Source organism: Paenibacillus vortex V453 (assembly GCF_000193415.1).
In the GTDB taxonomy this organism is placed as follows: Bacteria; Bacillota; Bacilli; order Paenibacillales; family Paenibacillaceae; genus Paenibacillus_AQ; species Paenibacillus_AQ glucanolyticus.
In genome coordinates this window covers 161,155-177,583 of sequence record NZ_ADHJ01000018.1, presented here as the reverse complement: position 1 = coordinate 177,583, position 16,429 = coordinate 161,155, and the positions used below count along the sequence as shown (strand labels likewise).

At 50.0% G+C, this 16,429-nt stretch carries 13 protein-coding genes and 2 pseudogenes; 5 read left to right on the top strand and 10 right to left on the bottom strand.

All coding sequences use genetic code 11. From position 1 onward, the window contains the following. Nucleotides 1–79: 79 nt before the first annotated feature. Genes PVOR_RS11225 through PVOR_RS11215 form a run of 3 tightly spaced genes read right to left on the bottom strand, consistent with a single transcriptional unit; the run spans nt 80 to nt 3,614 of the window. Nucleotides 80–1,699, bottom strand: a complete 1,620-nt coding sequence (locus PVOR_RS11225; RefSeq protein ID WP_006209288.1) for an extracellular solute-binding protein — start codon at nt 1,697–1,699, stop codon at nt 80–82. Nucleotides 1,700–1,742: 43 nt separating this feature from the next. Next, nucleotides 1,743–2,663 (bottom strand): carbohydrate ABC transporter permease, encoded by a 921-nt coding sequence (locus tag PVOR_RS11220; RefSeq protein ID WP_006209287.1) that lies wholly within the window; start codon nt 2,661–2,663, stop codon nt 1,743–1,745. Nucleotides 2,664–2,684: 21 nt separating this feature from the next. Then, nucleotides 2,685–3,614 carry an ABC transporter permease gene (locus tag PVOR_RS11215; RefSeq protein ID WP_036636665.1) on the bottom strand — a complete coding sequence of 310 codons (930 nt, stop codon included), beginning with the start codon at nt 3,612–3,614 and terminating at the stop codon, nt 2,685–2,687. A gap of 316 nt (nt 3,615–3,930) precedes the next feature. Here PVOR_RS11215 and PVOR_RS31660 point away from each other — a divergent pair, with 316 nt between their 5' ends. The 3 genes from PVOR_RS31660 to PVOR_RS11205 are packed head-to-tail and all read left to right on the top strand — an operon-like array spanning nt 3,931 to nt 7,290. Beyond that, nucleotides 3,931–4,482, top strand: coding sequence for a hypothetical protein (locus PVOR_RS31660; protein WP_234972839.1), 552 nt, complete (start codon nt 3,931–3,933; stop codon nt 4,480–4,482). Beyond that, the gene (locus tag PVOR_RS11210) at nt 4,469–5,671 is read left to right on the top strand and encodes a sensor histidine kinase (RefSeq protein ID WP_234972838.1); all 1,203 of its coding nucleotides are present in this window, start codon (nt 4,469–4,471) and stop codon (nt 5,669–5,671) included. The genes PVOR_RS31660 and PVOR_RS11210 overlap by 14 nt, the downstream gene beginning before the upstream one ends. Then, nucleotides 5,668–7,290, top strand: a complete 1,623-nt coding sequence (locus PVOR_RS11205) for a response regulator transcription factor (protein WP_006209285.1) — start codon at nt 5,668–5,670, stop codon at nt 7,288–7,290. Before PVOR_RS11210 ends, PVOR_RS11205 begins: the two co-directional genes overlap by 4 nt. 135 nt (nt 7,291–7,425) lie before the next feature. Here PVOR_RS11205 and PVOR_RS11200 read toward each other — a convergent pair whose 3' ends face one another. From PVOR_RS11200 to PVOR_RS11170, 7 genes and pseudogenes are all read right to left on the bottom strand, one after another. After that, nucleotides 7,426–8,502 carry a Gfo/Idh/MocA family protein gene (locus tag PVOR_RS11200; RefSeq protein ID WP_006209283.1) on the bottom strand — a complete coding sequence of 359 codons (1,077 nt, stop codon included), beginning with the start codon at nt 8,500–8,502 and terminating at the stop codon, nt 7,426–7,428. Nucleotides 8,503–8,716: 214 nt separating this feature from the next. Further along, a pseudogene (gene rbsB / locus PVOR_RS11195) lies at nt 8,717–9,635 on the bottom strand (ribose ABC transporter substrate-binding protein RbsB). Nucleotides 9,636–9,650: 15 nt separating this feature from the next. After that, complete coding sequence (rbsC, locus tag PVOR_RS11190) at nt 9,651–10,619, bottom strand: ribose ABC transporter permease RbsC (RefSeq protein WP_006209282.1); 969 nt, start codon at nt 10,617–10,619, stop codon at nt 9,651–9,653. A 1-nt stretch (nt 10,620) separates the two neighbouring features. Next, a complete protein-coding gene (locus PVOR_RS11185; RefSeq protein WP_006209281.1) occupies nt 10,621–12,102 on the bottom strand; it encodes a sugar ABC transporter ATP-binding protein in 1,482 nt (493 codons plus the stop codon). Between the two features lie 18 nt (nt 12,103–12,120). Further along, nucleotides 12,121–12,520, bottom strand: a pseudogene (gene rbsD, locus PVOR_RS11180) (D-ribose pyranase). A gap of 2 nt (nt 12,521–12,522) precedes the next feature. Beyond that, nucleotides 12,523–13,401 (bottom strand): ribokinase, encoded by an 879-nt coding sequence (gene rbsK, locus PVOR_RS11175; RefSeq protein WP_006209279.1) that lies wholly within the window; start codon nt 13,399–13,401, stop codon nt 12,523–12,525. Beyond that, nucleotides 13,401–14,384: a LacI family DNA-binding transcriptional regulator gene (locus PVOR_RS11170; RefSeq protein ID WP_006209278.1), complete on the bottom strand. Its 984-nt coding sequence runs from the start codon at nt 14,382–14,384 to the stop codon at nt 13,401–13,403. Before PVOR_RS11170 ends, rbsK begins: the two co-directional genes overlap by 1 nt. A 234-nt stretch (nt 14,385–14,618) precedes the next feature. Here PVOR_RS11170 and PVOR_RS11165 point away from each other — a divergent pair, with 234 nt between their 5' ends. Together PVOR_RS11165 and PVOR_RS11160 are read left to right on the top strand one after the other, a co-directional pair. Beyond that, complete coding sequence (locus PVOR_RS11165) at nt 14,619–15,599, top strand: carbohydrate ABC transporter permease (protein ID WP_040680488.1); 981 nt, start codon at nt 14,619–14,621, stop codon at nt 15,597–15,599. Next, complete coding sequence (locus tag PVOR_RS11160; protein ID WP_006209276.1) at nt 15,596–16,420, top strand: carbohydrate ABC transporter permease; 825 nt, start codon at nt 15,596–15,598, stop codon at nt 16,418–16,420. The genes PVOR_RS11165 and PVOR_RS11160 overlap by 4 nt, the downstream gene beginning before the upstream one ends. Nucleotides 16,421–16,429 lie beyond the last annotated feature (9 nt).

Genomic DNA, 16,429 nt, shown 5'->3' with positions numbered 1-16,429 from the left:
CTTCTTTTATTCCCTGAATAATCACACTGCCCCACAGCCTATTGATCTGCGGGGCAGCCTGAATCCGTGCAGCCGATCCTTATTTCACGCTGATATAACGCTGATAAGCTTCCTTACGGATCTCGATCAATCGCTCTAACCCCATGTCGTTCAGCTTCTTGACATAAGCGTCCCATTCCGCATCGATATTGCCTTCGGATATCCACTTCGCCCGGGTTGTGCCGACAAAGCCATCGATATCCGTTGTGAGTGTAGGCAGTTCCTGGAACTCCTCAGCACTGTACATCACATTCGGGAACGGCGTGGTTACATAATCGCTGCCCAGCTTGTCAATGACCAGCTTCAGACCGTCCCCCGTAGTCTCATCCAGAATGATGTTTGTCTCGAAGCTCGGGCTCACATACTTCGGTCCGAAATCCCGGACGGACTGTTCCCAGTACCAAGCGTCGGCACTCGTTCCTTCCGGAGGATTCATCAGGGTAAAGGTACCGTCATCGTTCTTCTGGATTACAGTGCCGATGGCTCCCCAGAAATTCTGGATGCTCGCTTCATTGGTGTAGAACTGATCCGCCCAACGAGCCGAGACCTCCGGATGTTTGTTCGACGTTGTAATGAGGAACTCATTTCTTCTTAAACTCATGCCCTGCGGCTCACCGCCCTGATATCGCTTGCCGTCAGGTCCTGCGATGGACGGGATTGCAATGTATTGATCCTTCCACTTGCCAAACACGGCATCCGGGACCCATTGATTGGAGAAACCGATCAGCGCCGCATCCGGGTTCTGATGTTTCGCCGTGGACATGGTGCTGTCCTGCGTGAAAATCTCTTGGTCGATCAGGCCTTCCGAATACAGCTTGTGTGCCCACTTGATCGCTTCCTTGTAATTCTCCGTCACCGGATAATAAACAGGCTCATTGTCGATGACCATCATGCTGTTGGCATTGATGTCAGTGATGCCGAATGGATTCAACAAATCCATGCTGATATTGCCCGATCCGCTGACCGGAATTTCATCCGCCTTGCCATTGCCGTTCGGATCCTTATCTTTAAACGCCTTGAACACTTCATACAGCTCGTCTGTGTTATCCGGAACATCCAACCCGAGTTTATCCAGCCACGTTTTGTTAATGATCGGCTGGATTGACGCCTTCGGTCTCGACGGCAAGCGTGCCGGCAGGGAATATATTTTACCGTCCGGGAATGTGCTCATCTTCTTCATCTCTGGCGTTTCTTCCAGCGCCGCTTTCAAATTTGGCATGTATTGATCAATGTAATCGTCGAGCGGACGGAAATAAGACAGGTTGTTCACGATGTCGGAATCACTGAATACGATATCACCGAAAATAATATCAGGCAGCGTCCCGCTGGCCAGCATTATCGATTTTTGCTCTCCCCAATCATTGGAGGACATGATTTGCCAATTGATTTTGACATTAGTCTCCTTCTCCAAATCCTTGAGCCACTGGTTCTGAAGGAAGGTGTCCCCCATATTGCCCCAGCGAACAGTCAGGACGTCCAGGGTTATCGGCTCATTCACAATCGGCAGGCCCTCTCTATTGAACGCGGCCTCGGTATCCGTCTTAGCCTCATTGTTCTTGCTGCCGCTGCAACCGGCCAGGTTTAACAGCAGGATTGCCGCCATCATAATAGAGAAAGCCCATTTCAGATGATGCGGCCTCTTTTTATTGTTTGTTCCCATACCACCATTCCCCCAATTATTATTTTCTTGGATCCATCCGGTTTTACGACTTCACGGCTCCGATCATCACCCCCTGATTGAAATACTTCTGCACAAACGGGTAGATGCACATGATCGGCACCGTTGCCACGATAATCACCGCGTAACGCATAATGTTAGCCAGACGCAGCGCAATGGCCGCGGCCTCTCCAGTACCCATGGCAGACTGCATCTGGTTGGTGACCAGAATGTTACGTAGAATCAGCTGCAGCGGATACAGGCTGGTATCTTTTAAATAAATCAAAGCATTGAAATAGGAATTCCAGTGACCCACGGCCGTCCACAATGCAATGACCGAGATGACCGCTTTGGATAGCGGGATTACAATCGTCATGAAATACCTGAGGTTTCCGCAGCCGTCAAGCTGAGCCGCTTCCCATAAATCCTCCGGAATGCTGCTCTGAAAAAAAGTCCGGGCCACAATGATGTTAAACGCGGCAACCGAGAATGGCAGCACCATGACAAGGAACGTATCGTAGAGATGAAAATCCCGGATCGTCATAAAGGTAGGAATCAGACCGCCGTTAAAAAACATCGTAAATATAAAGAGCAGCGAAAAATACTTGCGGCCCGCAAGGTCTTTCCGTGACAGGGCATACGCTGCGGAAATGTTAACCACGAGTCCGATGGCCGTACCCACAATCGTATACAGTATCGTATTTCGGTACCCAATCCATATATTAGAGTGCTTCAGCAATTCCTGATAGCCTGCCAGCGTAAAATCCTTGGGAACAAGCCACACCTGTCCATTGGCAACCGCTGCCGGCTCGCTGAATGATGCAATGATTATGAAGTAAAGCGGGTAGATCAGCACGATCAGCATCAGGACCGCGAACACATACAGGCCGATTTCCAGCGCTTTATCGGAAGATCGAGTATTTTTCTGCCGCGGCGCCCTTTTCTCTCTAACTTCCACTAAGCCCATAGAACCCTTCCTCTCTTTTTGTTACCACAGACTGTTCTCGCTGTATTTTTTCGAAATCTGGTTGACCAGAATAAGCAGCGCAAAATTAATGACTGTATTAAACAGATTGATCGCCGAGGAGAAGCTGTACTGGCTGCTCAGCATCCCGATTTTGTATACATAGGTGGATATGACCTCGCTTGAGGTAATATTGAGGCTGTTTTGCATCAGATATACCTTTTCAAAACCTACGCCCAGCAAACTGCCAATCCGCAAAATAAGCAAAGTGACCACGGTTGGCATCAGCATCGGAATATCAATAAACCGGATTTTCTGCCACCGGCTTGCCCCGTCCATCGTTGCCGCCTCGTACAAGCTCGGACTCACCGCGGAAAGCGCCGCGATATAGATGATGCTGTCCCAGCCCGTATGCTGCCACACATCCGACCATACATACACACTGCTGAACAAGCTGGCAGAGCCCATCAAATTCGGAGCCTCCGCACCGAAGAGACGGAAGATATTCCCGATCAGTCCCGAACCTGGCGAGAATAGAATCAGCATGAGTCCCACCATGACAACCGTGGATATAAAATGCGGCATATAGGTTACGGTCTGGAAGAACCGCTTGAACCTATTCTGCCGCATTTGATTGACCATCAGGGCGAGCATGATCGGAATCGGAAACGTTGCGACACTGTACAAACTGATGACCAGCGTATTGGTAATAGTGGTTGAGAATTGATAGGAATTGAAAAACTTCTCAAAGTATTTCAGTCCTGCCCACGGGCTATCCATAATCCCAACAGCCGGGCTGTAATCCTTAAATGCGATCAGTATGCCGTACATCGGAACGTAAGAAAATAACAAGACCAGTACAACCGCAGGCAGCAGCAATAGATACAGACCCCAATTTTTTCTTATCCGCCCGAGTGTCGGGTGTGTTGAGCTATTCAGTTGGCCTGCTTTCAAATCGATTCCCCTTTCTCCTCTTGTTGTCGTGAACCCGGTATGTCGTGTAAGCAACTCAAGTATACTTCCGCCCAGAATCGTTATTTGGACCTCATGATGCTCTATTCGGACCTTTGCCCCTTTCTACAGCCAGGGAAGCTCTAAATTTCAGGGAGGAACATGCTATGATCCGGACTTTACGATGTATTATTCGGACTTTATGGTAAAAGCGACTGCGTTCGCTCCTGTTTTTTTTGCCTAATCCCTATATAATATCGTTATCATCAATAAAACGCTTTCATAAAAAGGCGATTGGAAAGGAACCCCGAACATCCCTATGGTTAAAGCACTGAATAATAAGCCTTATCCCATCCGTCACTACGTCAAAATCATGCTCTTCATCTCGATTTTTGCCCTTGTAGTGGATCTGGTGATCAGTTTCGCGTCCATCTTCATCGTGAAGCAGCAATCCACAAGGTATCTTCAGGATACAGCGAATCTGTATATAAGGCAGATCAATCATGACTTCTCGTACATCAACCACTATATGGGGTGGACACTCGCGAATGATGAAAGCGTCAAGATGATGGACACCCCGGGCACCGACTATGTAGATTATATTAAGTCAAACGAACGAATGCATAAGCGCTTTAACGAGCTTCAGAAAAACTATGGTCAAGAATACAACTTTTTCTTCTATCTAAAGGATCAGGATTTCTTCCAGAACTATGCGCCTATGTCGCTGTCGTATGCAGAGTTCCGGGACTTAAAGGAGCAGATCGTAACACTCACCGATTACCAAAAACGTATACGAAACCTTCTACTCGAACTGGAACCCGATTCAGGTTCAAGACAAGTTCTACGTAATCAACATCGTGCCTTATCATAATCGCTATCTGATCTGTCTCATCTCCGCGGATGATTTGATCCGGCCGCTGCAGCAGCTGAATCTGGGCGAGGAGGGTTCTGTCTCCCTGGTGGATCTTCAAGGTGGGTCCCTCTCCAGCCCGGGTGCCCGTAAAGCCGATAGTCTGAATCTCGAAGGCACCAAGGCTTCCCTGCTTAGCTTCTCGAAGCCGCGCTCAACGGTTACCGAAGGGTTCTCGAATGCTTCCTTCAACGTGCAGCTGGTCATCCAATTCGGCGTATTCGAGACCATTATGATAGCCCAGCTGCTCATTATGCTTCTGTTCGTGGTGCTCACGTGTACGCTCAGTGTTGTCATGCTGTATTTCAAGAAAAAGGTGTTGAAGCCGATTCAGAATTTCTCGGAGAATGTGAGGCGCATTCACGAGGATAGCGAGAATCTGGATTTTATGAGCAGCGAAATTATAGAGCTTGAGCAGGTGAATTCCCAGTTCAAACATCTGATCGAACAGATCAAGAAGTTTAAAATCGATATTTACGAACAGGAGCTCGAGAAGCAAAGAATTCAGCTGGATTATATGAAGCTGCAGATCAACCCTCATTTTTTCCTGAACTGCTTGACAAACATCTACAGCATGGCGCAAATGCACATGTTTAAGGAAATCGAATATATGTCGCTGTCCACATCCAAGTATTTCCGTTACATCTTTCAAAGCGTGGATCATGTCGTACAGCTGGAAGACGAAATTGAGCACGTCCGAATCTATTTGGAGATCCAGAAGCACCGTTATCGGGATGCTTTTTCTTACCGCATCGAGTATAAGGATGATCTTGCCGGCCTAACCATTCCTCCCTTGGTACTTCAGACTTTCATCGAAAACGCGGTGAAATACGCGGTATCCAGAGACCAGGAGCTGCAAATACGGCTGTCCGTCGCCTTGGTGACACAAGGAGAGAAGTTTTATACAGTCATCCAGATATCCGATACGGGACCCGGGTTTCCTGTGGAGGTATTAGATAAGCTCGCAAACGGCAAGCCACTGGATCAAAGTGAAGGAAAACACATCGGGATCATGAATACCATGCAGCGGCTGGAGCTGCTCTATCACCATCGGGCTCAAGTTGAGTTTTCGAATCCGGCAGGCGGCGGTGCCTGCGTCAGTTTGACGCTTCCACAGGCCATGCAGGATATAAGGAGGGAAATTCAATGAATGTATTGTTAGTGGATGACGATTATTTTGTCGTGGCTGCGCTGGAGAAGAAGATTGATTGGCGTGCACTCTCCATTGAGCAGGTCCATACTGCTTACAGTGTTGCACAAGCACGTGACATTTTACAGAAGCATTCCATTCAAATTCTTGTCTGTGATATCGAAATGCCGCAAGGGAGCGGGCTTGAGCTTCTCGCCTGGATACGGGAGGAACAGTACAGCATCCAAACGATATTCCTGACCAATTACGCCGATTTCAACTATGCCCAGAAAGCCATTGAGCTGCAAAGTTTTGATTATTTCCTGAAGCCGATTGAATTCGATAAATTAAGCCTCATCATCTCTAAAGCGGCCTACAAAGCCAAGGAACAGCAAAGTTATCAGGAAGCAATCCAGGATGGGCAACTCTGGAAGAAAAATCAAAAGAAACTGCAGGACCATTTCTGGCGCAGGCTGATCCGGGAGAAGAAGGCTTCGTCGGACCGGGCGGCCATCGCAGGTTATATCGCGGAACAAAACCTGTCCTACCAGTTGTCGGATCTGTTTCTGCCCGTGCTCATCACCATCTTTCCGTATGACAAAAGTCTGGGCAAGGAAGACAAGGATCTGTTTGACTATGCGTTCCTCAACGTGTTGTCCGAATTGTTCCTGGACCCTCTTATTTCCGTCGAAACGGTTATGGAATATAAGGATTACAATTGGGTGGTCATGCTGAAATGGAATCGGGCCCCCGATACCCGGGTAATCGAATGCATCTGCTTGTCGTTCATTGAAAAAGCCAATCAATTTCTCAGAAGCGATGCTTGCTGCAACGTATCGACCTCGGTGGCTCTGGAAGCGATCAACAAGTCCATACGGGACCTGCTCCAAATGAACGAGGATATGATCAAAAAGCGGAATCAGATCTTTTTCCTGGAGCAGTATCCGCTGCAGGAAGCCGTTTATGCGCCTCCCCCTCTTCAAGACTGGGAAGAGCTGCTGAACCAGAACAACCCGGGAACTTTTTTGGGAGAGACCCGCAATTACTTGCAGAACCTGGCCAAGAATGGCGTCTATAACGCCTCCGTGCTGCGTTTGTTCCGCCTGGACATCGTGCAGCTCGTGTACGCCTATCTGAAGAACAAAGAGATTCAGGCACACAAGCTCTATACGGGTAAAACCAATGATCAATTATTCATGCAATCGCTGAACTCGATTGAAGATATGGAGAAATATATGGAATATCTGGTCAGCACGGCAGCAGAATATCATTCCTTTGCCGACCATTCCCAAACCGTTGTGGAGGAAATCAAGCACTATATTCAATCCCATTACGGTGACGAGCTGACACGAATGAGCCTGGCGGAGATTGTCTATCTTAACCCGGATTATTTAGCCCGCCTGTTCAAAAAAGAGACGGGGATCTCTTTGGGCACCTATATCATTCAAGCCCGCATTAAGGCGGCCAAACATCTGCTGGAGGCAACCTCGTTATCTGTATATCAGATTGCGGCCAAGGTGGGGTATGCCAACTATTCCTATTTCTCGAAGCTATTCAAGCAGGATACGGGCTGGGCGCCGAGCGACTATCGAAGGGAGCTGCTGGCCGGGCAGCGCGTGCAAGTGGATCATGTAAAATAACGATAGCTTGCACAGCCATCAGGGCAGCTTGTAAGCCCAGTGACGGAAAAAGAAAAAGTACCCCGGCTTCAAGCACAATCTGCTTGGCCGCGGTACTTTTTTTGCAATATTCAATGAATGCTCAATCCGTGCGAGTTACGCAGGGTATATGTCAAAATCCTTCAGGGTATCGCCCGTTCTGGCCGATTCGAACACCGCTTCGATCAGATTCAGGACGCGCAGCACTTCCTCGTTCTTCACGATGGGTTCTGCCTCGCCCCGGATAACGGCCGCAAAGTTATCGAAAAAGCTGCTGGATTGACGATACGGCTCAGGCAGGGCTCCTGTAATGGTAGCTTCTTCGGAAGGAGGCGCCATCGTTTTGGTCAATCCCACTCCGGCCTGAATCGGCTTCGGCTCTACTATTACGGCATCCTGGTTGCGGGTAACAACTCTGCCGTTTAACGACCAGTCCTCAATAATGCCTGTCCCTTCCGTGCCTTTGACATACCAGCGGGGCAGTGTAATGAAATTTGTTGTTCCCACTTCAATCAGAGCCGAGACCCCGTTCTCGAATTGCAGTACCGATTCAAAGCCGTCGTCCACCTCATCACCCAGAATAAAACTCAATCGGCTGCTCAGGCTGACGATCTTGCTGTCCACCATAAACAGGATCTGGTCCAGCAGATGCACGCCCCAGTCCAGCAGCATGCCGCCGCCGTACTGTTCAAGATGGCGCCAGTCCCCCGGGATGCCGTTCGCTCCGTGCACCCTCGATTCAATCCGGAACAAATCGCCGATCGTTTTCTCATTGTACATCTGTTTAATCGTCAAGAAATCCTCGTCCCAGCGGCGGTTCTGGTGAACCATCAGCACCCGCCGGGCAGCATCGGCAGCGGACACCATCTCTTTAAAGTCGCTTACAGAAAGCGTTACCGGCTTCTCGCAGATGACATGTTTGCCGGCGGTAAAGGCCTGAAGCGCAAGTTCCTTGTGCACGTCATTCGGCGTTGCAATCAGAATTACGTCCACTGCAGCATCCTGAAGCACTTGCTCGTAGCTGTCATAGGCAGGGTATCCGTCCTCAGAAGACACCTTCCGCCGATCTTCCAAAATATCATAGGTTCCCGTAACCTCGAGATATTCATTGTCCTTGATCAGCTTGGCATGGTAACTTCCCATTCCCCCATAGCCTACAATTACAATTGTTTGTTTGGTTTTCCCCATAGTCATAGATATCCGGCTCCTTTTTAACATCTCTCAGCTGATCTTGCATCATTGTCATTATAATATATTCCGTGAAATAACGGTTCTCTTTTACGATATTGTATTACCGCGGCGATCGCAAGGCTGTGAGTTACTTCGCTGTGGATGATATTATTTCTCTTCTTGCTAAAAAGCGTTACCCTGCCCATTTCACCAGGGTAACGCTTCTCACAACTCCAGATTATTCCTTAACCACTAATTTTAGCGGTGCGGCAATATTCTCTTCGACCTCTTTGCCCTGCAGTACATCCCTGGCCGCGCCGACAGCCAGTTGGCCGATTAACTCGGGCTGCTGCGCTACTGTTGCTGTCAGCTTGCCGGCCTCGATGGATTTCAAGGCATCGTCATTCCCGTCAAAGCCGATGACCATGATGTCTTTGCCCGAACTTTGAATGGCTTCAATCGCGCCAAGCGCCATCTCGTCGTTGTGGGCAAAAATCGCTTTGGCGTCCGGGTTGCCCTGCAGCAGGTTTTCCGTTACGGTAAGCCCCTTCGTCCGGTACAAAATCCGCCGCCTGCTTCGCCACCACACTCAGCTGCTCATCGGCGATATCATGGAATCCCTTTCCGCGCTCGCGGGTCGCAGAAGCGCCCGGTACGCCTTCAAGCTCGATCACCTTCGCATCTTTGCCGAGCTGCTCCACGATATATTCGGCTGCCATCTGGCCGCCCTTCACATTATCGGAGGCAACCAGCGCAGCGACCTCGCCTTGATCCGCCGAACGATCCAGCGTAATAACCGGTATGTCCAAGCTATTCGCGGTTTGAACTACTGTTGAAATCGCAGAGGAATCCGTCGGATTAATTAGTAATGCATGAACACCTTGTTGAATCAGATCGTCAACGTCATTGCTCTGCTTGGCCGAGTCGTTCTGTGCATCAACGACAACAACCTGCATCCCTTGTTTGGCCGCTTCAGCGACAACGCCATCCTTCAAGGATACAAAGAACGGATTGTTCAGCGTGGAGATGGAAAGACCGATCTTGATATCTTTGACATCTCCGCTGGTTTTGGGCTTCGCCCATTCCGGCGGCTCCAGGGAACACCCGGTTATGAAGATCAGCATAAGTGATACCAGCAGCAAAGTTGTTTTTTTCATCGTTCATTCTCCCCCTTAAGCCGATTTTCTACGGTCGAGCAGTACGGCAATCGCTATGACAACGCCTTTGACAACCATCTGATAGAAGGAATTCACGCCGAGCAGGTTGAGTCCGTTATTCAGTATGCCGATAATCAGCACACCGATCAGCGTCCCGACAATTCGGCCCCGTCCGCCGGTCAGACTGGTTCCGCCGAGAACTACGGCAGCAATTGCATCCAATTCATAGGAAGTGCCCGCCGTCGGTTGTGCGGAATTCAAACGGGATGTGAGAATCGCACCGGCCAGGGCGGACAGCATCCCTGCCAGGGAATAGATCATAATCTTCACGCGCGGCACTTTAATGCCGGATACAAGCGAAGCTTTTTCGTTACCGCCAATGGCATAGGTTTTGCGGCCAAAGGACGTTTTATGAAGGATGACCCACAACACGGCAAAGGTAATGATCATGGTAATGGCCGGCACCGGAATGCCAAACAGATATCCGCGTCCAAACAGCTGGAATGCCAGGCTGTCACCCAGGCCCGTGATCGGGTTGCCGTTTGTATAGACAAGTGTAAGTCCTCTGAATATGGTCATCGTGGCCAAGGTGGCGATAAACGGTGCCATCTTGCCCTTGGTGATCATGAGACCATTGATCATCCCCATCACCCCGCCGAGCGCAACGCCGATAATGATCGCAAGAATCGGGTCAAACCCGGCCAGCATCATATTCGCAACAAACGCACTGGACAGTGCCAGAATCGATCCGACCGACAGGTCAATGCCCCCGGTCAGAATAACAAACGTCATGCCGAATGCAATCAATGCATTAATCGATACCTGACGCAGCAGGTTCAGAATGTTAAGCGGTTCCAAGAAGCTTGGATTCAGGACGGATACAATGACGATGAGAATGATTAGTCCGAGCAGAGGACCGAGCTTTTGCGTCAAACCTGAGACCTTAAATCCTTTTTCCGCCTTGGCATCGTTGATAGTTGTCATATTACTGTCCTCCTGTAGCTAGAGTCATGATTTGTTCCTGCGTTGCCTGCTCGTGGTCCAGTTCACCGGATATCCTGCCCTCATGGACAACGAGTATCCGGTCACTCATCCCGAGCACTTCCGGCAGTTCCGAAGAGACCATCAGAATCGCGACGCCGCGCTCGGTCAGCTCATTCATCAGCTGGTAAATTTCCCGCTTCGCGCCGACGTCCACGCCGCGTGTCGGCTCATCCAGGATGAGTACGCTCGGCCCGATGCCAATCCACTTCGCGATAACAACCTTCTGTTGATTACCGCCCGAAAGATTGCGTGCCTGCGTTTCTGAGCTGTGTGTCTTGATCTGCAGCCGCTTTGTCAACGTATCCACGAAATCCTGCTCCTTCTTCCCGGAGATGAACCCTCTCGAAGAGAAGCTGAACAAATTGGGCAGTGCCATATTCTCGCGAACCGAGAAATCCAGAACCAATCCTTCATCCTTGCGGTCCTCCGTTATAAATCCAATGCCGTGTTTGACGGCATCATCCGGCTTCCTGATGGAGACCTTCTTGCCTCGTACCCAAACCTCGCCGCTGTCGAGCGGGTCCAGTCCAAAAATCGCTCTCATCATCTCGGTACGTCCCGCTCCCATCAAACCGGATACACCTACAATTTCACCAGCGCGAACCGAGAAGCTTACATTCTCGAACCGGCCTTTTCCGCTAATATTCTTCACTTCGAGAACGGTCTCTCCCGGAGACGGCTGCCGCGCCGGATAACGCTCGGTCAGCTCCCGGCCGACCATTTTCTTGACAACTTCATCAAAACTCGTGTCCGGTATCGCCTGGGTGTCCACCGATTTACCGTCCCGCATGACCGTAATCCGGTCGCAGATCGTAAAGATCTCTTCCATTCGGTGCGAAATGTAGACGATGGATACGCCTTCTTTTTTCAAAGAGCGGATGACGTCAAACAGCTTCTCGATTTCCCTTTCAGTCAGCGCTGCCGTCGGTTCGTCCATAATGATCACTTTCGCTTGGGTCATAAGTGCTTTCGCAATCTCAATCATCTGCTGCTGGCCGACGGAGCACAATCCCGCCTCCTGTGTCAACGGAATCGTAACCGCCAGTTTGCGGAACTGTTCCTTCGCAAGCGCCTTCATTTGTTTCATGTTCAGGAATCCGATACCCGACGTCAACTCTTTGCCGATAAACAAGTTATCCAGCACCGTCATCTCCGGCCAAATGTTAAGCTCCTGATGAATGAAGGCTACACCTCGCTCCTCCGCTTCCTTCGGGTTGGCAAAATAGGTCTCCTGACCGTCGACGACAATCTTGCCTTCATCCCTGCCGTGAAGACCGGTCAAGATATTCATCAGCGTCGATTTGCCTGCGCCATTCTCTCCCATCAGGGCATGGACCTCTCCTTCCCGGAGATCAAAGTCCACGCCTGCAAGCACCCGATTCGTGCCAAACGATTTATGAATATTCGTCATCTCAATGTTCATGGTGCTTCCTCCTTTTTTTTAACCGAAATGAACGCCAGCCTGTAAAATGCAATTCGCGTACGGTCTCGCTTCTCCTGTACGGATGACCGCCTTTGCGGTTCGAGTCCTCTCTTTAAACAACTCGTGCGGGCAAGCCTCGATCTCGTTGCCTTGAAAAAGGTCCTGTATATCATGCAGTGTTTCCTTATTATCAAGCTTCATTTCTTCGGCAATGACGATTTTCTCGATCACCATATCTTCGGCAATCGCCTCCACCACTTCCATGAAGCTTGGCGTGCCTAACTTTAATGCCAGATCAATCTTGAGAACTCCGGGAGGAATCGGAAGGCCAACATCGCCAACAACGATGGTGTCGGTGTGCCCCAAATCAGCCAGCACTTTTGTCGATATGACTGTTCAGCATTCCGCTCTTCTTCATAATCAGAGGCTCCCTTCCACTTCGTCGCGTGTCGGCATCCCGCCTTGTGCTCCGAACTTCATAACGGATAAAGATGCGGCACGGTTCGCAAATCTTAAGCTGTCCGTAATGCTCATGCCCTCTGCGAGAGCCACGGCGAAGGAACCGTTAAACGTGTCGCCCGCTCCCGTTGTGTCCACCGCTTCAACCTGGTAGCCCGGCACAACCACCTCTTGGCTTCCGTCAAAATAACGCACTCCGTTCTTGCCTTCCGTCACGATCAGCTTGTTCGGATATCGGCGCAGCACGTCGCTTAATGGCTCATCTCCAAAAAGGATGGCGGCCTCGTGTTCATTCGGCGTAATATAAGCCGCCTGTTCGATAACGCGGCTCGGTACCGGGCGAGCAGGAGCCGGATTCAGCATCAACGGCACATGGTATTTCGCGCATATTTCACTGACGTGCACCACCGTTTCTTCCGGAATTTCCTGTTGAATCAGCACGATATCCGAAGCCTTGATCACAGCTGCTGCCTGATCTACGTAGGCCGGGGTAATCCGGTCGTTGGCTGCTTTCACAACCACAATGCTATTGTCACCCTCCGCCAAAATGATGTGCGCGGTTCCGCTCTCTATACCTGTAACCGGTTCCACATAGTCCGTAACAACACCATTCGATTGCAAATTGTTCAAAATCGTTTTACCGAAGGAATCGTCGCCCACGCAGCCGACCATCGTCACCTCTGCGCCAAGCCTTGCACAAGCAACAGCCTGATTGGCTCCCTTCCCTCCGGGTACCGTCTTGAAGCTGTCGCCAAGCACCGTTTCCCCCGCGCCGGGACGCTTGGCGGCGGTTACCACCAGATCCATCGATGCGCTTCCAATCACCACGATTTTTGCCATTATGATTCCACCTTTCTCGTTGTCTGCCGCTCCATAAATTCTACCGGGAATTCAATGCTGCTTCTCTCAATATGCTGCCCTTCGATAAGTTCAATAAGTAATCTTGCCGCTGCCCTGCCCATTTCATACGCGGGCTGATGTATGGTTGATAATGAGGGAGCGAGCAGGCTGCTAAGCAAAATATCATCAAATCCGATGATTTGTACGTCTTCCGGCACCCTTTTCTCCAGCCGATGCGCTTCCTTCAGTACCGCTGATGCAACAATGTCGTTACTTGCAATCACGCCATCGGTGTCCGGATATTGGCGAAACAATTCATAAGCAAACCCTTCTGCGTCGGTTAGGGAAAAGGATGTCGTCTTCAGCACTTGATATGCTGCCCCCCGTTCTTCCAGAACCTCGACGGCTCCTTCAAAACGCTCCAGCGCCGGCCGCACATCCGCCGGACCTTGCATAACCGTAATTTCCTTACTGCCCCGGAGCATCATCTCCTGTGCGGCAATTCTGCCGCCCTCGCGGCCATCTGCGAATACAGAAGGCCTATCGTTCGAGGTTCGGTCCAGAAAAACAACGGGAATGTTCAGACCGGTGTACATATCGGCCTCCGGATCATTCGTTGACGAAATGACGCCAACTACATTGTTCTGAACGAAGGTCTGGATGTATTCCATTTCCTTCTGCTTCTTCTCATCGCTATTTCCAAAAATCAACCGGTAATCGTTCTCCTGCATCTCATCCTCAACCCCGCGGGCAAGCTGCGGAAAATAAGGGTTCATGATGTCCGGAAGAAGCAAGCCGATCAATTTGGATTTTCTTTTATATAAAGAACGCGCCACTTCATTCGGCGTGTAATTCAATTCTCGAATGCTCTGTTCCACCTTGGACCTGGTGTCCTCGTGCACGTAACCGTTTCCATTTAAAACCCGCGAAACTGTCGCTACAGATACTCCTGCCTGCTTTGCCACATCTTTTATCGTTGTCATTCTAAAATCACCTCATCCGTGTGTAACCGGTTACAGGTATAAGATATCACATCTTCTTCTGAGCTGCAAGCTTTTTGAAGAAGGGATATTCTTGCATCCCTTCCGGTCAAATCCTCTTCCATTCTTAGATTATAAAGTAATAAATTACGGTAATCTTACAAAATCCCACACTGGATTTTACATCTGACTCCTATACTCAATACCTGTAAGGCCAAGCTGGAAAGTGAGGTAAACATGATTATGGAAAAAGAATTTACGCTCCCTTCTCCGGGGCACTCTCTAACACCATCCGTCAGCGAGGCACAGGCTTCAAATGAGACAAAACCCGTCTCAATCAAGAAAACCAAGCGCAAGGAAATCATGCTTGCCTATGCCTGTTTAGCCCCTTCGCTGCTCATCTTCGGTCTGTTTCTATTCTACCCGCTGCTCAAATCGGTTTATCTCAGCCTGTTCCTGACCGATCCGCAGGGCCGGGTGGCTGAATTCGTCGGAATGGACAATTTCAGGGAGATATTAACCTCCGAGATGTTCTATAAAAGCTTTGGCAACACACTGCTGTTTATACTGCTGACGGTCCCAACCGGCATTGCGGCTGCTGTTCTGCTGGCAGCTCTGACGCATAACAAACTGAAAGGCATGAAGGTATTCCGCTTCATCTTCTCGCTGCCCATGGCCGTCTCCGTTGGTACCGGCTCCATGATCTGGATGATTCTCTACCATCCAACCCTGGGCGTACTGAATTACTTCCTGTCGCTAGTCGGAACTCAGCCGATCCAGTGGCTGACCGATCCGAAATGGGCCATGATCTCCATCGCGCTGATGACAGTCTGGATGAACCTGGGTTTCAACTACATCCTGATGCTGAGCGGGATGCAGGGCGTATCCGAGGATATATATGACAGCACAAAAATAGACGGCTCCGGTCCGTTTCGGACGTTCTTCCGGATTACGATGCCGCTGATTTCCCCTACTTTATTTTTCACATCCGTTGTGTCGGTCATCGGCGCCTTTCAAGCGTTCGGACAGATTAACATCCTTACGAAGGGCGGTCCGATTAACAGCACCAACGTCATGGTGTTTAACATCTATCAGGATGCGTTTGTCAATTTCCGATTTGGCATCGGCAGTGCGCAGGCACTGATCCTGTTTGCCATTATCCTGCTGTTAACCGTCTTTCAATTCAAATTCGTGGAGAAGAAGGTGCATTATCAATGAACATGCGTCTCCTGCCCAAAAGCTTCGTTTACATCGCCCTTCTTCTAGGTTCGCTGGCTGTTGCTTTTCCGCTGCTGTACACCTTGTCAACATCGCTTATGAGTGAGGCCGAATCGGCCGTTTATCCGCCGCCTCTGCTTCCCGAGGCCATCAATCTGTCGAACTTCGCCAAGGTGATTGATACGATTCCCGTGCTGACCTTCATTGGAAACAGCTTGATCGTCTCCATTGCGATTATGCTGGGGCAGATTGTGACAGCAAGCCTGGCAGCTTACGCCTTTGCCTTTCTCCGGTTCCCGGGAAAGACCCTGCTGTTCAGCCTCTTTCTCGCCACCATGATGATTCCTTGGGAAGTGATCATGATTCCGAACTATTTAACGGTCAAAAGCTTGAATTGGCTGGACACCTATCAAGGGCTGATCGTGCCGTTTCTGGCTACTGCCTTCGGTACCTTCCTGCTGAGACAAACCTTTTTGCAGCTGCCGAAGGAACTGTTTGAAGCGGCTCGGGTGGACGGCTGCGGACATGTCCGGATATTTCTGAAAATGGTACTGCCGTTATCGATTCCCGGAATCGCCACACTGGGCGTGTACTCGTTCTTGAACAATTGGAACATGTACCTATGGCCGCTCTTGACAACAAACCGTGTCGAGATGCGCACCGTCCAGATCGGGATCGGCATGCTGCAGTTTGAGGAGATGAATTCGTGGAATCTGATTCTATCCGGTGTTCTGCTGCTTCTGCTTCCTTCCCTGCTGCTGCTGGCACTTGGGCTGAAGCCTCTTGTTCGAGGCATCACGGCAGGCGCATTAAAGGGTTAATGGCTATAT

Excerpts from the sequence above, each read along its gene's own strand:
- PVOR_RS11185 (WP_006209281.1), bottom strand. The coding sequence starts at position 12,102 with ATGAACATTGAGATGACGAATATTCATAAATCGTTTGGCACGAATCGG.
- PVOR_RS11225 (WP_006209288.1), bottom strand. The coding sequence starts at position 1,699 with ATGGGAACAAACAATAAAAAGAGGCCGCATCATCTGAAATGGGCTTTC.
- PVOR_RS11170 (WP_006209278.1), bottom strand. The coding sequence starts at position 14,384 with ATGACAACGATAAAAGATGTGGCAAAGCAGGCAGGAGTATCTGTAGCG.
- rbsC (WP_006209282.1), bottom strand. The coding sequence starts at position 10,619 with ATGACAACTATCAACGATGCCAAGGCGGAAAAAGGATTTAAGGTCTCA.
- PVOR_RS11200 (WP_006209283.1), bottom strand. The coding sequence starts at position 8,502 with ATGACTATGGGGAAAACCAAACAAACAATTGTAATTGTAGGCTATGGG.
- PVOR_RS11205 (WP_006209285.1), top strand. The coding sequence starts at position 5,668 with ATGAATGTATTGTTAGTGGATGACGATTATTTTGTCGTGGCTGCGCTG.
- PVOR_RS11160 (WP_006209276.1), top strand. The coding sequence starts at position 15,596 with ATGAACATGCGTCTCCTGCCCAAAAGCTTCGTTTACATCGCCCTTCTT.
- PVOR_RS11220 (WP_006209287.1), bottom strand. The coding sequence starts at position 2,663 with ATGGGCTTAGTGGAAGTTAGAGAGAAAAGGGCGCCGCGGCAGAAAAAT.
- PVOR_RS31660 (WP_234972839.1), top strand. The coding sequence starts at position 3,931 with ATGGTTAAAGCACTGAATAATAAGCCTTATCCCATCCGTCACTACGTC.
- PVOR_RS11165 (WP_040680488.1), top strand. The coding sequence starts at position 14,619 with ATGATTATGGAAAAAGAATTTACGCTCCCTTCTCCGGGGCACTCTCTA.
- rbsK (WP_006209279.1), bottom strand. The coding sequence starts at position 13,401 with ATGGCAAAAATCGTGGTGATTGGAAGCGCATCGATGGATCTGGTGGTA.